The organism is Candidatus Binatia bacterium (assembly GCA_029248525.1).
GTDB lineage: Bacteria > Desulfobacterota > Binatia > UBA12015 > UBA12015 > UBA12015.
In genome coordinates this window covers 88,569-104,260 of record JAQWJE010000035.1, presented here as the reverse complement: position 1 = coordinate 104,260, position 15,692 = coordinate 88,569, and the positions used below count along the sequence as shown (strand labels likewise).

Below are 15,692 nucleotides of genomic sequence, written 5' to 3'. Positions count from 1 at the left end.
ATTTCGAAGCCAATATGCTGGCACAAAATTATACCGGCGAAGGAGTCGCATTTCGCTCCATGGTGATCGAGGGACCACTGACCGACGAGTGGCCGCCGGCAAGCTTCCGGGGGCTGCTGCCGGGGATCGAATTGGACGAAGCCGGAACCCTCCTGCTCAGTAAAAATCCCGAGGAGCACCTCATCGAGATTGTGGCAGACTTTGCACCACGCGCGTTCGGCCACCCCCTCAGCGAGCGTTCCATTGCCAGGATTGCACGGCTTGGGCTGACAGCTCTGGATGAAGGTCAGCCCTTTGTCGAGGCGTTGCGTACACCGCTTCTGGCGATCCTCACAGCCCCGAATTTCCTCTACCAGATCGACCAGCAGGGCATTTCGAAAGACTACGATTTCGCCAAGCGGCTGGCCGCATTTCTGTGGCGCGGCCCGCCCGATCAGGAACTCATCAACCTGGCATCACAGGGCCTTCTTCAGGATTCCTACCACCTCGACCTGCAAGTCGATCGCATGCTCGACGATCCGAAAAACACGCGGTTCGTGGAAGACTTCAGCGGACAGGCCTGGCGGCTCGACGAGTTCCGCGCAACATCGCCCAACCAGACGCTTTTTCCAGCGTACAATTCACAACTTGGTCAATCGATGGAAGCCGAGACGAACCTCTTTCTTGCCGCCCTGATTGCCGAGGACCTGGGCGTCGACCATTTGATCGACAGTGATTTCACCTTTGTAAACCGACCGCTGGCGCAACTTTATGGAATCCCGGGAGTTTCCGGACAGGAGATGCGGCGCATCGCGCTGCCACAGGACAGCCCACGCGGAGGCCTGATCACACAGGCCAGCATTCTGAAAATCACCGCGAACGGGACTTCGACCTCACCGATTCCGCGTGGCAACTTTATTCTCGAACACCTCCTTGGCACACCGATGCCACCACCGCCCGCAGGCGTCCCCGGCCTTGAACCCGACACCCGTGGGAGTTCCACGATTCGGGAGCAACTCGACTTGCACCGGACCAACCCGACCTGCAACGCATGCCATCGCTCGATTGATCCGCCGGGGTTTGCCCTCGAGTCGTTTGATGCTGTCGGCGCTTTCCGCGACGAATATCCGAATCGCAGACTTGTCGACCCCAGCGGAACCACCCCGACCGGAAGGTCTTTTGCCGGCATCCGCGAGTACAAGAAAATTCTTCTCGAGGAGAATATCGATCAGGTCGCGCGCCACCTGTTCCAGCAGATCGTTATCTTCGCGACTGGAGCGGAGACCGAGTTTGAAGATCGCGATGAAATCGATGTGATGCTCGACCGACTGAGCACGGATGGATACGGAGTGCGCAGCATGATCCATGAAATTGTTGCGAGTTCGCTCTTCCAAAAAACTTCAAGGCTGGATGTTCGCGACGAACCCGGCAGTGATGCTGCGCGCCAGCCTCTCGGAAGGCGGGAACGATGAACTGGAATCGACGAATACAACGACGGACGGTCCTGCGCGCGGGAGGGGTCGCGCTGGCCCTGCCCCTTCTTGAAGCCATGCGGCCGGTGCTTGGGCGAGCCCAAGCCGAGCCCGTCCGGCGGATGCTGAATATCTGCGGCACCCTCGGCTTCTACGCACCCTCCTGGCGACCCGAGACCACGGGCGATGCCTATGAACCCTCGGAATACCTGCAACTCCTCGACAGGCACCGATCACGTTACACCGTGATCTCGGGGCTTTCCCACGAAGACCAGCAAGGCCGACAGCCGCATAACTCCGAGATTACCTTCCTGAGCGGGGCGCGACGTCCCGGCATGGACGGCTTTACGAACACGATCTCGATGGATCAGGTGACGGCCAACCATCTCGGATACGTGACACGATTCCCGTCACTGAGTTTGGGCAGCCTGAAAGCTCAGAGCCAGTCCTACCTGTCCAGTGGCGTAATGGTCCCTGCCGAAACCAGTCCTTCCTCATTGTTCCGATCCCTATTCCTGCAGGGAAGCCCTCAGGAAGTCGCGCAAGAGATGGGACGATTACGTGAGGGCAAGAGTATCCTCGACCATCTGCGCCGACAGCGTGCCGCTCTGCTCGCCGATCTCGGCGGAGAGGACCGCCATCGGCTGCATTCATATTTCGAATCGGTTCGTGGCGCTGAGCGTGAATTGTCGGAGATGCAGGCTTGGGTCAATCGACCCAAACCCGTTGTCGGCTCAGAGCAGCCCACCGACATCGCCGGTGCGGGCGATCTCATCGGGCGTATTCGTCTCTTCTTCAACTTGATCCCACTGATTTTCGCTACCGATTCCTCGCGGGTGATCAGCTTGATGATGCAGGACCACTCCACGGTATTGGAGGTGCCCGGAACAACCAACGATCAACACAGCTTGTCGCATCACGGCCAGGAGGAGGGCAAGATCGACCAACTCCGCCTCGTCGAGAAGGCCATTCTCGTGGCCTTCGGAGAACTGCTCGACTCCCTCCACGCCGGCGTCGATGGCGGGAGTTCTCTGCTCGACAGTACGAGCATCCTGCTCGGCAGCAATCTCGGCAATGCCAATGCACATATAGCTTATGACTTGCCGATCATGGTGGCCGGTGGCGGCTTCGACCACGGCTCGCACGTCGACGTTGGAGGCGGCGGCAACCAGCCGCTATCGAACCTCTTCCTCACCCTGCTGCAGTCAATGGGGGTCGATACCGAATCGTTTGGCCAAAGCACGGGAGCTCTGCGCTGGGGCTGAGAGCTGCCCGATCAGGGATTGACCCTCTCGCGCCATAGACGCTCGACTTCGAGGCGTAGCTCGTCCGAAGTCCCATCGTTGTGCACGAGGACGTCGGCTCGCGATCGTCGCTCCTCATCTGACATTTGCTTGGCCGCGCGCGCATCCACTTCCGCTTCGCTCAAACCCCTCGCCTCGGCAAGACGTCGACGAATCTCGACGGGATCAGAAACCACCACCCATACTTCGTCTGTAATCGCATCCCAGCCACTATCAAGCAGGATGGCGGCTTCGAGCACCAACACCGGCACTTCCGGATCGCGGCGCGCGGCCGCGATCCGATCATCAACCATCTGCCGAATCCGCGGGTGAACGATTGCGGTCAACTTTTCCAGTTCCGACGCATCCCCAAAAACTTTCGCACCAAGTTGGGCGCGGTCAATCTGCCCGTTCGCATCGACAACTTCCGTGCCGAACGCCTCGACTACGGCAAGAAAACCTTCGGTCCCGGGCGCGTAGACTTCGTGACCAACCTTGTCAGCATCGACCACCCGCGCGCCGAGAGATTTCAGGATTTCGGCGACAAGGCTTTTGCCTGCACCGATTCCTCCGGTCAACCCAATTACGTGCATGACGCACTCCTGTCCGCGCGCGATGGGAGATTCGACGGATACGATCGACTGATTTTCATGGCGTCAATCGCTCCAACATCCTCGGGAAAGGAATGGTCTCGCGAACATGGTGAATCCCGCAAATCCATGCGACGGCCCTTTCGATGCCAAGGCCGAACCCCGAGTGGGGAACCGACCCATAACGTCGCAGGTCGAGATACCACTCGAAATTTTTGGGCTCGAGCCCGTGCTCCAACACCCGGGCTTCCAGCGCATCGAGATTCTCCTCGCGCTGCCCTCCCCCGATGATCTCGCCGTAGCCCTCGGGCGCCAGAACATCCACGCAAAGCGCGAGGTTCGAGTCCTCCGGATCCGGCTTCATATAGAAAGCCTTGATATCCGCTGGATAGCGGTGCACGAGAACCGGACGGTCAAATTCGTTGGCCAGAAGAGTCTCTTCCTCGGCACCAAAATCGGTGCCCCACTCCTTTTCATGACCCAGCTGCCGAAGTCTCTCGACAGCTTCCGTGTAAGTCAGCCGAGGGAAAGGGGCTTGGACGGCTTCGAGTTTGGAGAGATCCCTCTCCAACAACTCCAGCTCCGGACGGCGCTCGGCCAAAACCTCGGCTACGATCGTGGCGAGAAAGTCTTCCGCCAAATCCATGTCGCCTGCCAGGTCGAGATAGGCCACCTCGGGCTCAAGCATCCAGAATTCGGTCAAATGTCGGCGGGTTTTCGACTTCTCCGCGCGAAAGGTGGGGCCCAGACAATACACCTGCCCCAGTGCCATCGCGGCGGCCTCCATATAGAGCTGTCCGCTCTGCGTGAGGTAGGCTGGAGAACCAAAATAGTCGACCTCGAACAGATTGGACGTTCCTTCACAGGCCGATGGCGTGAAGATCGGAGCATCCACCAAAGTGAAATCCCGGCTGTCGAAATAACGCCGGCAAGCCGAGATCACGCTCGCTCGCACCCGCAAAATCGCGTGCTGTCGACTCGAGCGAAGCCAGAGGTGCCGACGATCATGCAGAAAGGATGCCCCATGGTCCTTGGGGGTAATTGGGTAATCCGCAGCGGCCGCGACGATCTCCAGGCCGCTCACGGCAAGCTCGAAGCCCCCGGCCGCACGAGCATCAGGCTTCACCTCGCCAGTGACGACAATCGAACTCTCCTGCCCAAGACCGCGCGCTTGCGCGAACAACTCGTCGCTCACATCAGGCCCGAACACCGTGCATTGCAGGGTCCCGGAACCGTCCCGTACCTGCAGAAAGACCAACTTCCCGCTGGAGCGTTTTCCTCGCACCCAGCCGCGGATCTGGACTTGCGTTCCGGAGTGCGCGCCAACCTCACTGATTCGCGTCCAATGCATTTGCGGCATTTAAAGGGTCGCTGGCAAACAGGCAACCGCACGGCTGGTTTTAACGCAGAGCATCAATTTTCGGACGTTTGCTGCTGGACGGGTTGACGGCTGATGGTAAGATATCTACTAATTCATACCAGATAGGTCTGAATAGGCTTTCTGCCCGCGCCACGTTCGGGCATTTCCCGAGGTTCTACAGGAATGTCATCGGAAAAACGCAGAATTTACATGGATAATCACGCGACCTCCCCACTCGATCCTCGAGTGCTGGACGCCATGATGCCCTACCTGACCGATTCGTTCGGCAACGCATCGAGCCGTAACCACCCGTATGGGTGGGAGGCTGAGCAGGCGGTAGATCAAGCCCGCGAGATCGCCGCCGGCCTGATCGGGGGCAAAGCCAAAGAAATCGTCTGGCTCTCGGGTGCAACCGAGTCGGATAACGTCGCCATCAAAGGCGCCGCCGAGTTCTACAAGGACAAGGGCAACCACATCATCACCTGTGTCACCGAGCACAAGGCGGTTCTCGACACCTGCAAGGCCCTCGAGCGCGCCGGTAAAGCCCGCGTCACCTACCTGGGCGTGGATACGACCGGTCGGGTGGACCCTCAGGAAATTCGCGATGCCATCGGGGACGATACGATCCTGCTGTCTTTCATGATCGCGAATAATGAAATCGGCACCATTCACCCGATCCGCGAGATCGGCAAGATCGCCAAGGAAAAGGGCGTTCTCTTTCACTGCGACGCCACGCAGGGCTTCGGCAAGATGCCCATTGACGTCAATGATCTGGGAATCGACCTCCTCTCGGCAACAGCCCACAAAATTTACGGCCCGAAGGGCGTCGGCCTTCTCTGGGTCCGATCCCGAGGACCGCGCGTCCGCATCACTTCCCAGATGGACGGGGGCGGACACGAGAGAGGCATGCGATCGGGTACCCTGAACGTGCCGGGAATCGTCGGATTTGCCAAGGCAATCGAAATTGCCCAAGAGGATATGCAGGCCGATCATGACCGCGTCCTCGGGATGCGCGAGCGACTTCACAAGCTCCTCGCCGACGAACTGGACGAAATCTATCTCAACGGACACCCGTCCGAGCGACTGGCGGGGAACCTGAACTTGAGTTTCGCTTATATCGAGGGCGAATCCATGCTGATGGGTCTCAATGGATCCGCTCACCCGGACGAGCCTGCGGTAGCGGTCTCCTCGGGTTCCGCCTGTACTTCCGCTACACTCGAACCCTCCTACGTCCTCAAAGCATTGGGCGTCGGCGATGAATTGGCTCATACCTCGATTCGCTTCGGTCTCGGCCGCTTCAACACGGACGAAGACGTGGATCAGGTGGCCAAACTCGTCATCAGCGAAGTGAAAAGACTACGCGAACTCTCTCCCCTCTACGAAATGGCAAAAGAGGGTATCGACCTGAAGGACTACTTCGCCGGCATTTCGCATTGAAATGGCATGGCAGAGGAATAGAAAATGGCTAGCTACAGCGACAAAGTTCTGGATCACTACTCCAACCCCCGCAACGTCGGTTCGTTTGAAAAGGACGAAGACAACGTCGGCACGGGGATCGTCGGCGCTCCCGAGTGCGGCGATGTCATGAAACTTCAATTGAAGATCAGCGACGACGGGGTTGTCGAAGACGCCAAGTTCAAGACATTCGGCTGCGGCAGCGCCATCGCGAGCTCGAGCTATGTCACCGAACTCGTCAAGGGTAAGGGCGTCGAAGAAGTCGCCGGGATCTCCAACGAAACCATCGTCGAAGAACTGTCGCTGCCTCCCGTCAAGATCCATTGTTCCGTTCTCGCGGAAGATGCGATCAAGGCGGCCGTCAACGATTGGAAGTCTCGGCACGGGGACACTTCGGAAGATTCCTGAGCCTGCCTCGGGAAACAAGAAGGAGCGAACGTTGGCTATCGGCCCCAAAGGTATCACACTGAGCGATCAGGCGATTGAAAAAATCCTGTCTCTGACGGCAGAGGATGCCCAGACAGAGAAAGGTCTGCGCGTGAAGGTCGTGGGCGGAGGCTGCTCGGGACTGTCCTATAAAATGGACCTGGACGAGGAGCGAAAGGGCGATCGTGTCTTCGAGCGCGATGGCGCCCGGATCATCGTCGATCGGAAAAGCTACCTCTATCTGAACGGCACAGAGCTCGACTACAGCGACGACCTGATGCAATCGGGCTTCCAACTGAACAACCCGAATGTTTCACGCACCTGCGGGTGTGGGCAATCCTTCGGGATCTAGAAGACCGATCATGGGTCGGATTCGATGCTGGCGCTGCTCGAAAGAGCAGAGCCCGGCCTTTTTCTGCACCGAGTGCGGCGCCGTCCAGATGCTACCCTCCAATACGGACTACCTCGAGGTTCTGGGCCTCCCCGATCGTCCCTCCGTCGACGTCGGAGCTTTAAAAGAAACCTGGTACGAGCTTACCCGGCGCTTGCACCCAGACCGCTTTCCGAACGCGACACCGGAGGAACTCCGCGCCAGCGTCGCCGGCTCTGCATTGCTGAACGCGGCCTGGCAAACACTGCGCGACCCGGAGAGTCGGGGCCGCTGGTGGTTGGAGCGACAATCCGAGCCTCTGGGGAAAAACAACAATCAAGTCCCGCCAGCACTCGCAGCATTGGTCTTCGAGGTTCAGGAAGAATTGCTGGCGATCGATGAAGGGCCGGGAAAAGTCCGAGACAGTCTCGAGGAAAGACTGGAAAATCTCGAATCGCGACGAGAATCCGACCGCACTCGGATCGAAGAGATCCTGCAGGAATGGCCTGCAGACGGAGACGAAAAATCGGGAGCACTCGCTGACCTGAAGAACATTCTCTCCGAACTGTCTTATCTAGCCACTCTGGTTCGCGATATTCGTCGAGCCCTCAAGGAAGCGTAGAGCATGCCACCCATTATTGGAATCGATCTCGGTACGACAAACTCCCTTGTCGGAAGGCTGCATGAGGGGAAACCCGAATTGCTCGCCGATCCACAGAGCGGTCGTCTGATCCTGCCCTCAGCGATCTCCCTGCTCCCTGATGGAAGTTTTCTCGTGGGCGACAGCGCCCGAGACCGAGCCCCTCTCCACCCCGAAGCTTCGCTGCTTTCCCTGAAACGATTCATGGGCATCGGCCGCGAACATCTCGATGCAGCCGATCAGGAGCGCTACCGATTCAAGGACACCGAGGGCCATCTACAGATGGAGGTTCGAGCCGGTGATGCGCAGGAAACAGTCACACCGCCGGAGGCGTCCTCCCTGATTCTGCGAGAACTCAAGCGAAGAGCGGAAGCATATTACGAGGAACCTGTGACTCGGGCGGTGATCACCGTGCCCGCATACTTCGACGACAGCCAACGTCAGGCAACTCGCGACGCAGGCCGGCTGGCCGGCCTGGAAGTCCTTCGCCTGGTCAACGAACCCACCGCTGCCGCTCTGGCCTATGGTCTGGAAGCCCGCGAAGAAGCACGCATTGCCGTTTTTGATCTGGGCGGCGGAACCTTCGACGTTTCCATTCTCCATATGCGAGAGGGACTCTCCGAAGTGCTCTCCACTGGAGGCGATACCCGTTTGGGCGGTGATGATTTCGACCAGAAGATCGCCACACTTCTGGAAGAGCGCTGCACGCTATCCGATGCCGAAGTTGCCGACCCCCGCACCCGAGCGCTGCTGCTCGCAGCTGCCGTCGAAGCCAAGCACGCGCTGACCGAAGAGACCTCCACCGTGGTCAATATATCCCTACCCGGAGGAACCAGAGTTCTCGAGATCCTGCGAGAGGATTTCGAGCAGGCCATCGAACCCCTCGTTCGGAAAGCCATCGAGCATTGCAAGCGAGCGCTGACAGATGCCGGCGTAGATGCCGCAGAAATCGACGAAGTTATTCTGGTCGGAGGCTCAACAAGAGTTCCGAAGGTCAAAAGCGAAGTGGCCGCACTCTTTGGCAAAAAACCCCTCGACGATGTCGATCCCGATGGAGTTGTCGCCATGGGGGCATCAATTCAGGCGGGAATCCTCTCGGGGAGCAATAGCGATATGCTGCTGCTCGATGTCGTCCCTCTCTCGCTGGGCATTGAAACCATGGGGGGGGTTCTCTCGCGACTGATCGATCGGAACACGACGATCCCCGCTGCAGCCCGGGAACAATTCACCACCGCGATCGACAACCAGACGCATGTCGAGGTGCACGTCCTGCAGGGCGAGCGAGAACTCGCAAGCGATTGTCGAAGCCTGGCGAAATTCCGCGTGCCCATTCCACCCCAAATCGCCGGCCTCCCGCGCGTCGAAATCACTTTCATCATCGATGCCAATGGTATTCTTTCGGTTTCGGCGCGCGACGAGCGAACCAACACCGAACAATCCGTCGACGTGAAGCCCAGCTATGGAATCGACGATGAGACCATCGAGAATATGCTCGAGGAGTCTTTCGATCTGGCCGAAGAGGACTTCGCGGCCCGCCAATTGATCGAGGCTCGCATCGAGGCGGAAACCCTTCTGCACGGGAGCGATAGTGCTCGCGAGTCTCACGGGCAACTACTCGATGACGCCGAGATCCAGACGATTGACGCGGCAGCCGGCAGCCTCCGCGAGGCGTGCCAGGGGGATGATTACAATCATATTCGCGACCTCACTGAAAAACTCAACGAGGCGAGCGGACCCTTTGCGCAACGAATCATGGATGCATCCATCAAAGTTGCGGTCTCGACCCGAAACGTCGACGAACTGACGGGGGAGTCATGAAACATAAAGTAACCTTTCTCAAACAGAACATGACGGTCGTCGTTGATGACGCTGACTACCCCTATAGTCACGACGGAAAGCCGGGATCGATTCTTGATATTGCGCTGCAAGCCGGCATCGACCTTGAACATAATTGCGGCGGCAACTGCGCCTGCGTGACCTGCCACGTGATTATTCGGAAGGGCGAGGAGAACCTTTCCGAGATGGCCGAGGATGAAGAAGACAAACTGGACGAAGCCCCGGGGCTGACCCCCTATTCTCGACTCGGTTGTCAGGCCGTGGTCGAAGGCGACGTCGAAATCGAGATTCCGGAAATCTGATGAAAATATCTCTGGAGGCGATCCCATGTCCTTGATGCAAGTGAGCAGACGCGTCGATTATGCCCTGCGTGCAGCCATTCACCTCGCTCGGCAAGAGCCGGAACAACCGGCCTCGGTTTCCGAGATCTCCGAGGTTGAAGGAATTCCGAAGAAATTTCTGGAAAAAATCCTCCAGGATTTGATTCAGGACGGTGTCGTTGTTTCGCGCCGCGGTGCGCGCGGGGGCTATCTGCTTGCTCGCAGTCCCGACGAGGTTTCCTTTCAGGAGGTGATGGAGGCTGTCGAGGGGCCACTCGCTCTGAATGTCTGCATCGGAGAAAATGATCAATGTTCCATGAGTTCCAGCTGCGGCATGCGCAGAATTTGGGCAGAGGGACAGCGACGCCTCGATGATCTATTCTCAGCTACCAAACTCGCGGATTTGATAATTTCAGCCCATCCGGCGCAGATTTCAGAGCAATCATCGGCAAACCTCTGAATACCCGAACGCCCGCCCCGTCTATCGAGGCATGGAATATTCGGTTCTCACTCGGGAAGATACGGACTCGGGCCTCCTCCAGCCCGATATCGTAACGCCAACTCAGTTTTCTGGACTTTTCGCCAGTGCAGCAGCACTTTCCGGGGAGCATCGACTGCTCGCCGCCGTGCTGCAGGATGGGCTGGAGACCTTTCAGAAATTTGCCTTCGCTACCGACCCCAATGGGCGCGCGCTCTTCAGCGAAGCCCTGCGCTGGGTCAGTGACCCCTCGCGGGACGACCTTTTTTGCTACGGAACGATTTGCGACTCACTCGATATCAATGCCGAGCATCTGAAAAAGGGCCTTCTCACCTGGTTTGAGGAAAATCGTCACACCCGCGTTCGTATTCAAGCGCGACACCTAGACGACCCTCGACGCCGCATTCAAAAAGCAGCCTGATCGCAGCGGATCTGGCCGGCGCTCGGGAGTCTCGGACGAGACTTGCCTGGCTGCAGGGAACCTCCTAGGGTTGGGGGACTGCGATGCCGGTTCATTCCTACCCACCCTGCCCCGAATGCGGCGAAAAGCTGATTCGGAAACCCGCGGGCCGATGTCCCCATTGTGGGACCTCGGTGACCGAATTCGTCGTCGCCGAGAGAGATCGCGAAGAGCGCATCGAGAAAGTCGTTGCCATCATTTCGACAATTCTCGTGGTCACCGTGATGATCCTCGGCGGGGGTTTGGGCGTCGTTGAGGGTGTCCTGATGTATGCAGCCGCCGGGGCTCTGGTCTGGTACCTTGCCAAGGGAACCTTCTGGAGCAACACCTTGCAAGAAGCCGATCCGGAAGACGATTAGACGGTCAGGCCTCTCTATTGAGCACCGTCATCCGGGGGTCGGCTACCGGATTATTTCAGCATCAAACAGTCACGCACCAACTCGGCGAGGGAACCTGCGGACATCTTGGACATGACTCGGGCCCGGTGAATTTCGACTGTCTTCTGGCTTAGCCCCAAGTGAGAGGCAACTGATTTGTTGGGGTTACCAGCGACAACCAGTTCCATCACTTCTTTTTCCCGGGGCGTCAAAGATGCCTTCCGAGCGCGGATCGTTTCCTTGACCTCATCGGTTTCACTGGCCTGCTGGTCATTATGGAGAGCTTGTCGGACGCGATCCAAAAGCAATTGGTCGCTGAATGGCTTCTCGATAAAATCGATAGCTCCCGTTTTGAGCGCACGCACCGCCACCGGCACATCGCCATGCGCGCTGATCATGATCATGGGGATTGTAATACCGCGCCGAACGAGTTCGTCCTGCAAATCAAGTCCACTCATCCCCGGCATCCGAACGTCCAGCACCAGACAAGCTGGTCGTTGCCCCCCGTACTCCTCCAGAAATGACGTCGCACTCTCAAAAACATGCACCTGAAAATCAACGGACTCCAGGAGCCATTTCAGGGAATCACGCATCGCTGGATCATCGTCCACCACATAAACAGAAGAAGATTCGCTCAATTTTCATTACCTCCAAAGATGGGGAGCGCCAGGGTGAAAACGGTTCCCTGTGGCGCATTTTCTTCAGCCCAAAGTCGCCCGTGATGGGACTCTGCAATCGATCGACTGATCGACAAGCCCATCCCCAGACCACTTCGTTTCGTTGTGAAAAATGCATCAAAAACGCGATGGAGGAGTGCAGGGCTCAGACCCGGGCCATTATCAGCAACCGAGATCGCAACGCTTTCGTCTCCTTCACGAAAAGTTCGGATTGTCACCCGTTTCGGGTCGGATTGCTCGAGCATCGCCTCACAGGCATTTCGGACCAGATTCAAAACTATTTGCTCGATCTGAATCGGGTCCACCAGCACCGGCGGAATTTCGCGAGCCAGATCCATCACAATCGTCACGTCCTTGGCCTGCACCTCCGACTCGACCAGACGCAAAGTCCTCTCGGCAATTTCCTCGAGCGGCTGTCGTTCGCGCTGGACCGATTCCTTTCGCGCAAGGCTTTTCAGGCGACGAACAATTTCACTGGCCCGCATGGCTTCCGAGGCGATGCGCGAGAGGGCGTCCTGAATCACGCGCATGTCCTGCACATCACCTGATTGCAAACGCCGCGTCGAGCCATTGGCATAGTTCACGATTGCCGCGAGCGGTTGGTTTACTTCATGGGCGATACCGGCCACCATCTCCCCCAGCATAGCCAGGCGAGTCGCATGAGCCAGTTCAGCCTCGTGCACTCTCGTCTGCTCCTTGGCCCGCCGGGCCTCGGTGATATCTTCGATCATCTCGAGCCCGAGTACGCCGCCATCCTCGGTATCGATCCGCGTGACGGTGACATCGGCGAATCGCTCGGGCCGCGAGCCTGACGGGTAGCGGCGTTGCACCTTGTATCCCTGCACCTCACGGCCCAGAAGCCTCTCGGCAAGCAAACGCTGACCTGCCGCCTCATCTGGCTGGAGAATACTCTCGCACGATGCTCCCATGAGAGCTTCTTCGGTGGTGTCGAGCATTTGGGCCAGCGCACGATTGACGAGAACGAAACGATACTCGGAATCGAAAAGTGCCATCCCGATCGGAGCCTCGGCAAAAACCCGCTGGAATTGCTCTTCACCTTGGGAGACTACCGGGGTCAAATCACTGCTTGCTGGGGCTTTCTCGGACGAATCCACGGGTACACCCCTAGCAGCCTAGGCGCTTATGGAACAGCCCAAAACTCCTCGTGGCGCTGAAGCCGCGATGCTCGCGGCCGCATGGAGAGCCTTCCCTATGGCGAACTCCCGATCCTTGTTTCAAGATGCGTTTTTCGGCAGCGAAAACTCCTGCAAGACCCAAGCACGAGCGCTCTTCGCCTCCAGGAACACCCCTTCGAGTTGCGCGTCATAGGTCGCATCGAGAATCTCTCGCATGCCCGGCCCGGCTTTGTACCCCAAGGCAAGCAGGTCCGCCCCTCTCACCAGTGGCTCCGGGGCCACCTCGGCGCTCGACATCTCTCGCTGTTGATTCTTGAGAAAATGCCATAGATCGAGATTGCCCGAACCCGCGAGCGTGTCGATCCGGATCAACTCCAGAAGATCGTCAAAAAACGGCTCGGCCAAGAATCTCTTCAGAGTGGAAAGCCGCATCTGACGCGCATTCAAATGTCGCAGGTGGTGGGTCACCAGCCAGCTCACCTTGTCGCGAACCGCGTTGCTGTAACGAAGCCTCTCGCAGATTTTGCGCGCCATCTCGCCGCCACGCTCGCAGTGCCCGTAAAAACGGATGCGTCCGTCCCCGTCGGTTTCGGCACAAAGCGGCTTGGCAACGTCGTGCAGCAGAACGGCCAGCCGAAGGGCCTCGTCATGGCCCTCCTCGAGACCCGCGACGCAGAGGCGGGTATGCGTGAACACATCGCCCTCGGGGTGATGATCAGGCGATTGAGCCACACCCTGCATCGCCTCGATTTCGGGTAGAATCCGGGCGAGCAGGCCGGTTTCGGAAAGCAGGGCCAAGGCTCTGGAGGCCTCTCCGTCTGCCAGGATCTTGCGTAACTCGTCGCCAATTCTCTCCCAGGCAATATCGAGGATTTTCGGTGCTTTGGCTTGTACCGCCGCAAGCGTGGGCGGGTCGATGGTGGACCGCAATTTTGCAGCAAAGCGAACCGCCCGAATCATGCGGAGTCGGTCCTCCCGGAAACGTTCCTCCGGATCCCCGATCGCGCGAACGAGTCCTGCCGCAAGGTCGGCCTGCCCCCCTACATAGTCGATGATCTCATCGGTCCGCGGATCGAGAAACATCCCGTTGATGGTGAAATCCCGTCGGGCAGCGTCGCCGCGAGCGTCGGAATAAGTGATCTGGCTGGGCCGTCGGTGGTCGAGATAATCCCCATCGCTGCGAAAAGTGGTGACCTCAAAGGCGCCCTTTTCGGTCACGACAAGCGTGACGCCAAACCGCGCACCCACGGGAACCGTCCGCGAGAAAAGCGCCGCTACATCATCGGGGCGGGCCGAGGTCGCAATATCGAAATCGACAGGATCGGTGCCGAGGCCCAGATCACGGACACAACCGCCGGCAAAAAGAGCCTCGTAGCCGGCCTCGTGCAGTCGACGGCACACCTCTTCCGCTCCCTTGCGAACTTCGCCGGAGGAAACCGGAACCTTCTCTTCGCCGCCCGACTGCATCGTCCGACAAATTCGCAACACCCGGGCCCAAACGCAAGAATTTGTCAGCAAAACCTCCTGAAAACTGCTCCCGAGGCAGGCAGGGCGCGGCGATACTCACTTGCAAGACACGTGTTCACTGTGTAGAATTCGGGGTGCTGTTCCGGTGCGTTCCGGCTGGCATTCTCCCTGAAAGGAAGTTCCTGTGGACTTTGATTTTTCCCCCCAAGAGCAAAAATTCGCGAGCGAAGTCGAACAATGGCTGGTCGAAAACCACGACCCCGTGGTGATGGATCCACATCGCGAGAATTTCTCCCAGCTAGCCGACTCACCCGAACGACGAGACTTCATGAAAAAACTGGCCACCAAAGGGTGGTTGGGGATGTCCTGGCCCAAGGAGTATGGCGGCAAGGAAATTGAGGGCGTCTACGAGTTCATCCTGAACGAAGCTCTCTCGCGGCACGCGGCACCACAAATCGGCAAGGGCGTCGGCATCATCGGAAAGACCCTGATCCGGCATGGCAGTACCTACCTCAAAGAAGAGTTCCTGCCGAAAATCCTCTCGGCCGATGTTGAGTTCGCCGTCGGTTATTCGGAGCCCCAGGCGGGATCCGATGCCGGTAATATGCAGCTCAAAGCCGAGAAAGTCGGGGACGGCTGGATTCTGAACGGACAGAAGATGTGGACCACGTCGGCCCACTTCGCCGACTGGTATTGGGTGGGAGCCCGAACCGATCCGGACAAACCCAAGCACCAAGGTATCAGTTTGTTCATGATCCCGATGGACAACCCGGGACTCGAAGTCCAGAGCTTGCCGACCATCGGCAAGGACACGACCAATCAGGTTTTCTTCACCGACGTTTTCGTACCGGACGAGTATTTGGTCGGAGAACGTGGCCGTGGCTTCCAGATGATCTCCGAGGCTCTCGACCTTGAACGTTTCACCATGTTCACCCTCTCGCCAATCGCCGATCGCACTCGGGTTCTGGTCGATTGGGTCAAGGAGGCCAAGCGCGACGACCAGCCCCTCAAGGATGACCCGAATATTCGGCGACGGATTGCCAATATCGTCACCGATACGGCCGTAGCAAAGGGCTTGAGCACTCGTTTCGTGTGCGCGGCCAAGTCCGGCGGCAAACCCCCGACCATCCAGTCTTCGCAGTACAAATTATTCACCACCTCCCTCTCCCAGCGCGTCTGCCGCGAGGCTCTCGACATCACGGGCGCCGATGGCACCATCATGGAGGGACAGGACGAGGCACCCCTGCGCGGTCGGTTCGAGGGCGCCTATCGGGCCACCGTGAACGAAACCGTCGGTGGGGGTTCATCCGAGATTCAGAAAAACATCATCGCCAGGCGCGAACTCGGACTTCCGAAGAACTTCTAG

The 15,692-nt window shown here is 58.4% G+C and carries 17 protein-coding genes; 12 read left to right on the top strand and 5 right to left on the bottom strand.

The features are described 5' to 3' along the window. The first annotated feature begins 14 nt into the window (after positions 1 to 14). Positions 15 to 1,451 (top strand): DUF1592 domain-containing protein, encoded by a 1,437-nt coding sequence (locus tag P8K07_07485; protein MDG1958365.1) that lies wholly within the window; start codon positions 15 to 17, stop codon positions 1,449 to 1,451. After that, positions 1,448 to 2,716, top strand: a complete 1,269-nt coding sequence (locus P8K07_07480; protein MDG1958364.1) for a DUF1552 domain-containing protein — start codon at positions 1,448 to 1,450, stop codon at positions 2,714 to 2,716. The genes P8K07_07485 and P8K07_07480 overlap by 4 nt, the downstream gene beginning before the upstream one ends. Before the next feature lie 11 nt (positions 2,717 to 2,727). Here the strand turns inward: P8K07_07480 and coaE are convergent, their stop codons facing one another. Together coaE and asnS are read right to left on the bottom strand one after the other, a co-directional pair. Beyond that, positions 2,728 to 3,327 carry a dephospho-CoA kinase gene (gene coaE / locus P8K07_07475; protein ID MDG1958363.1) on the bottom strand — a complete coding sequence of 200 codons (600 nt, stop codon included), beginning with the start codon at positions 3,325 to 3,327 and terminating at the stop codon, positions 2,728 to 2,730. A 55-nt stretch (positions 3,328 to 3,382) separates the two neighbouring features. Then, positions 3,383 to 4,684 (bottom strand): asparagine--tRNA ligase, encoded by a 1,302-nt coding sequence (gene asnS / locus P8K07_07470; GenBank protein ID MDG1958362.1) that lies wholly within the window; start codon positions 4,682 to 4,684, stop codon positions 3,383 to 3,385. Positions 4,685 to 4,867: 183 nt separating this feature from the next. Here asnS and P8K07_07465 point away from each other — a divergent pair, with 183 nt between their 5' ends. The 9 genes from P8K07_07465 (at position 4,868) to P8K07_07425 (ending at position 11,028) form a co-directional block, all read left to right on the top strand. After that, positions 4,868 to 6,121 (top strand): IscS subfamily cysteine desulfurase, encoded by a 1,254-nt coding sequence (locus tag P8K07_07465; GenBank protein ID MDG1958361.1) that lies wholly within the window; start codon positions 4,868 to 4,870, stop codon positions 6,119 to 6,121. 24 nt (positions 6,122 to 6,145) lie between these two features. Then, positions 6,146 to 6,547 carry a Fe-S cluster assembly scaffold IscU gene (gene iscU, locus P8K07_07460; GenBank protein MDG1958360.1) on the top strand — a complete coding sequence of 134 codons (402 nt, stop codon included), beginning with the start codon at positions 6,146 to 6,148 and terminating at the stop codon, positions 6,545 to 6,547. 31 nt (positions 6,548 to 6,578) lie between these two features. Beyond that, complete coding sequence (locus tag P8K07_07455) at positions 6,579 to 6,917, top strand: iron-sulfur cluster assembly accessory protein (GenBank protein ID MDG1958359.1); 339 nt, start codon at positions 6,579 to 6,581, stop codon at positions 6,915 to 6,917. Between the two features lie 10 nt (positions 6,918 to 6,927). Beyond that, positions 6,928 to 7,557 (top strand): hypothetical protein, encoded by a 630-nt coding sequence (locus P8K07_07450; protein ID MDG1958358.1) that lies wholly within the window; start codon positions 6,928 to 6,930, stop codon positions 7,555 to 7,557. 3 nt (positions 7,558 to 7,560) lie between these two features. After that, positions 7,561 to 9,393 (top strand): Fe-S protein assembly chaperone HscA, encoded by a 1,833-nt coding sequence (hscA, locus tag P8K07_07445; GenBank protein ID MDG1958357.1) that lies wholly within the window; start codon positions 7,561 to 7,563, stop codon positions 9,391 to 9,393. Continuing rightward, complete coding sequence (locus P8K07_07440) at positions 9,390 to 9,713, top strand: 2Fe-2S iron-sulfur cluster-binding protein (protein MDG1958356.1); 324 nt, start codon at positions 9,390 to 9,392, stop codon at positions 9,711 to 9,713. Before hscA ends, P8K07_07440 begins: the two co-directional genes overlap by 4 nt. 25 nt (positions 9,714 to 9,738) lie before the next feature. Beyond that, positions 9,739 to 10,191: an Rrf2 family transcriptional regulator gene (locus P8K07_07435; protein MDG1958355.1), complete on the top strand. Its 453-nt coding sequence runs from the start codon at positions 9,739 to 9,741 to the stop codon at positions 10,189 to 10,191. Between the two features lie 31 nt (positions 10,192 to 10,222). Beyond that, a complete protein-coding gene (locus P8K07_07430; GenBank protein ID MDG1958354.1) occupies positions 10,223 to 10,630 on the top strand; it encodes a hypothetical protein in 408 nt (135 codons plus the stop codon). 83 nt (positions 10,631 to 10,713) lie between these two features. Beyond that, positions 10,714 to 11,028: a hypothetical protein gene (locus P8K07_07425; GenBank protein ID MDG1958353.1), complete on the top strand. Its 315-nt coding sequence runs from the start codon at positions 10,714 to 10,716 to the stop codon at positions 11,026 to 11,028. A gap of 50 nt (positions 11,029 to 11,078) precedes the next feature. Here the strand turns inward: P8K07_07425 and P8K07_07420 are convergent, their stop codons facing one another. From P8K07_07420 to P8K07_07410, 3 genes are all read right to left on the bottom strand, one after another. Then, positions 11,079 to 11,684 (bottom strand): response regulator transcription factor, encoded by a 606-nt coding sequence (locus P8K07_07420; GenBank protein MDG1958352.1) that lies wholly within the window; start codon positions 11,682 to 11,684, stop codon positions 11,079 to 11,081. Continuing rightward, the gene (locus P8K07_07415) at positions 11,681 to 12,838 is read right to left on the bottom strand and encodes an ATP-binding protein (GenBank protein ID MDG1958351.1); all 1,158 of its coding nucleotides are present in this window, start codon (positions 12,836 to 12,838) and stop codon (positions 11,681 to 11,683) included. Before P8K07_07415 ends, P8K07_07420 begins: the two co-directional genes overlap by 4 nt. Before the next feature lie 120 nt (positions 12,839 to 12,958). Further along, on the bottom strand, positions 12,959 to 14,326 hold the full coding sequence (locus P8K07_07410) for a CCA tRNA nucleotidyltransferase (GenBank protein MDG1958350.1): 1,368 nt from the start codon (positions 14,324 to 14,326) through the stop codon (positions 12,959 to 12,961). 184 nt (positions 14,327 to 14,510) lie between these two features. Here P8K07_07410 and P8K07_07405 point away from each other — a divergent pair, with 184 nt between their 5' ends. After that, positions 14,511 to 15,692, top strand: coding sequence for an acyl-CoA dehydrogenase family protein (locus P8K07_07405; protein ID MDG1958349.1), 1,182 nt, complete (start codon positions 14,511 to 14,513; stop codon positions 15,690 to 15,692).

Coding starts and splice junctions, on each gene's coding strand:
- hscA (MDG1958357.1), top strand. CDS start 7,561: ATGCCACCCATTATTGGAATCGATCTCGGTACGACAAACTCCCTTGTC.
- P8K07_07485 (MDG1958365.1), top strand. CDS start 15: ATGCTGGCACAAAATTATACCGGCGAAGGAGTCGCATTTCGCTCCATG.
- P8K07_07465 (MDG1958361.1), top strand. CDS start 4,868: ATGTCATCGGAAAAACGCAGAATTTACATGGATAATCACGCGACCTCC.
- P8K07_07440 (MDG1958356.1), top strand. CDS start 9,390: ATGAAACATAAAGTAACCTTTCTCAAACAGAACATGACGGTCGTCGTT.
- P8K07_07435 (MDG1958355.1), top strand. CDS start 9,739: ATGTCCTTGATGCAAGTGAGCAGACGCGTCGATTATGCCCTGCGTGCA.
- P8K07_07430 (MDG1958354.1), top strand. CDS start 10,223: ATGGAATATTCGGTTCTCACTCGGGAAGATACGGACTCGGGCCTCCTC.
- P8K07_07450 (MDG1958358.1), top strand. CDS start 6,928: ATGGGTCGGATTCGATGCTGGCGCTGCTCGAAAGAGCAGAGCCCGGCC.
- P8K07_07425 (MDG1958353.1), top strand. CDS start 10,714: ATGCCGGTTCATTCCTACCCACCCTGCCCCGAATGCGGCGAAAAGCTG.
- P8K07_07410 (MDG1958350.1), bottom strand. CDS start 14,326: ATGCAGTCGGGCGGCGAAGAGAAGGTTCCGGTTTCCTCCGGCGAAGTT.
- asnS (MDG1958362.1), bottom strand. CDS start 4,684: ATGCCGCAAATGCATTGGACGCGAATCAGTGAGGTTGGCGCGCACTCC.
- coaE (MDG1958363.1), bottom strand. CDS start 3,327: ATGCACGTAATTGGGTTGACCGGAGGAATCGGTGCAGGCAAAAGCCTT.
- iscU (MDG1958360.1), top strand. CDS start 6,146: ATGGCTAGCTACAGCGACAAAGTTCTGGATCACTACTCCAACCCCCGC.
- P8K07_07480 (MDG1958364.1), top strand. CDS start 1,448: ATGAACTGGAATCGACGAATACAACGACGGACGGTCCTGCGCGCGGGA.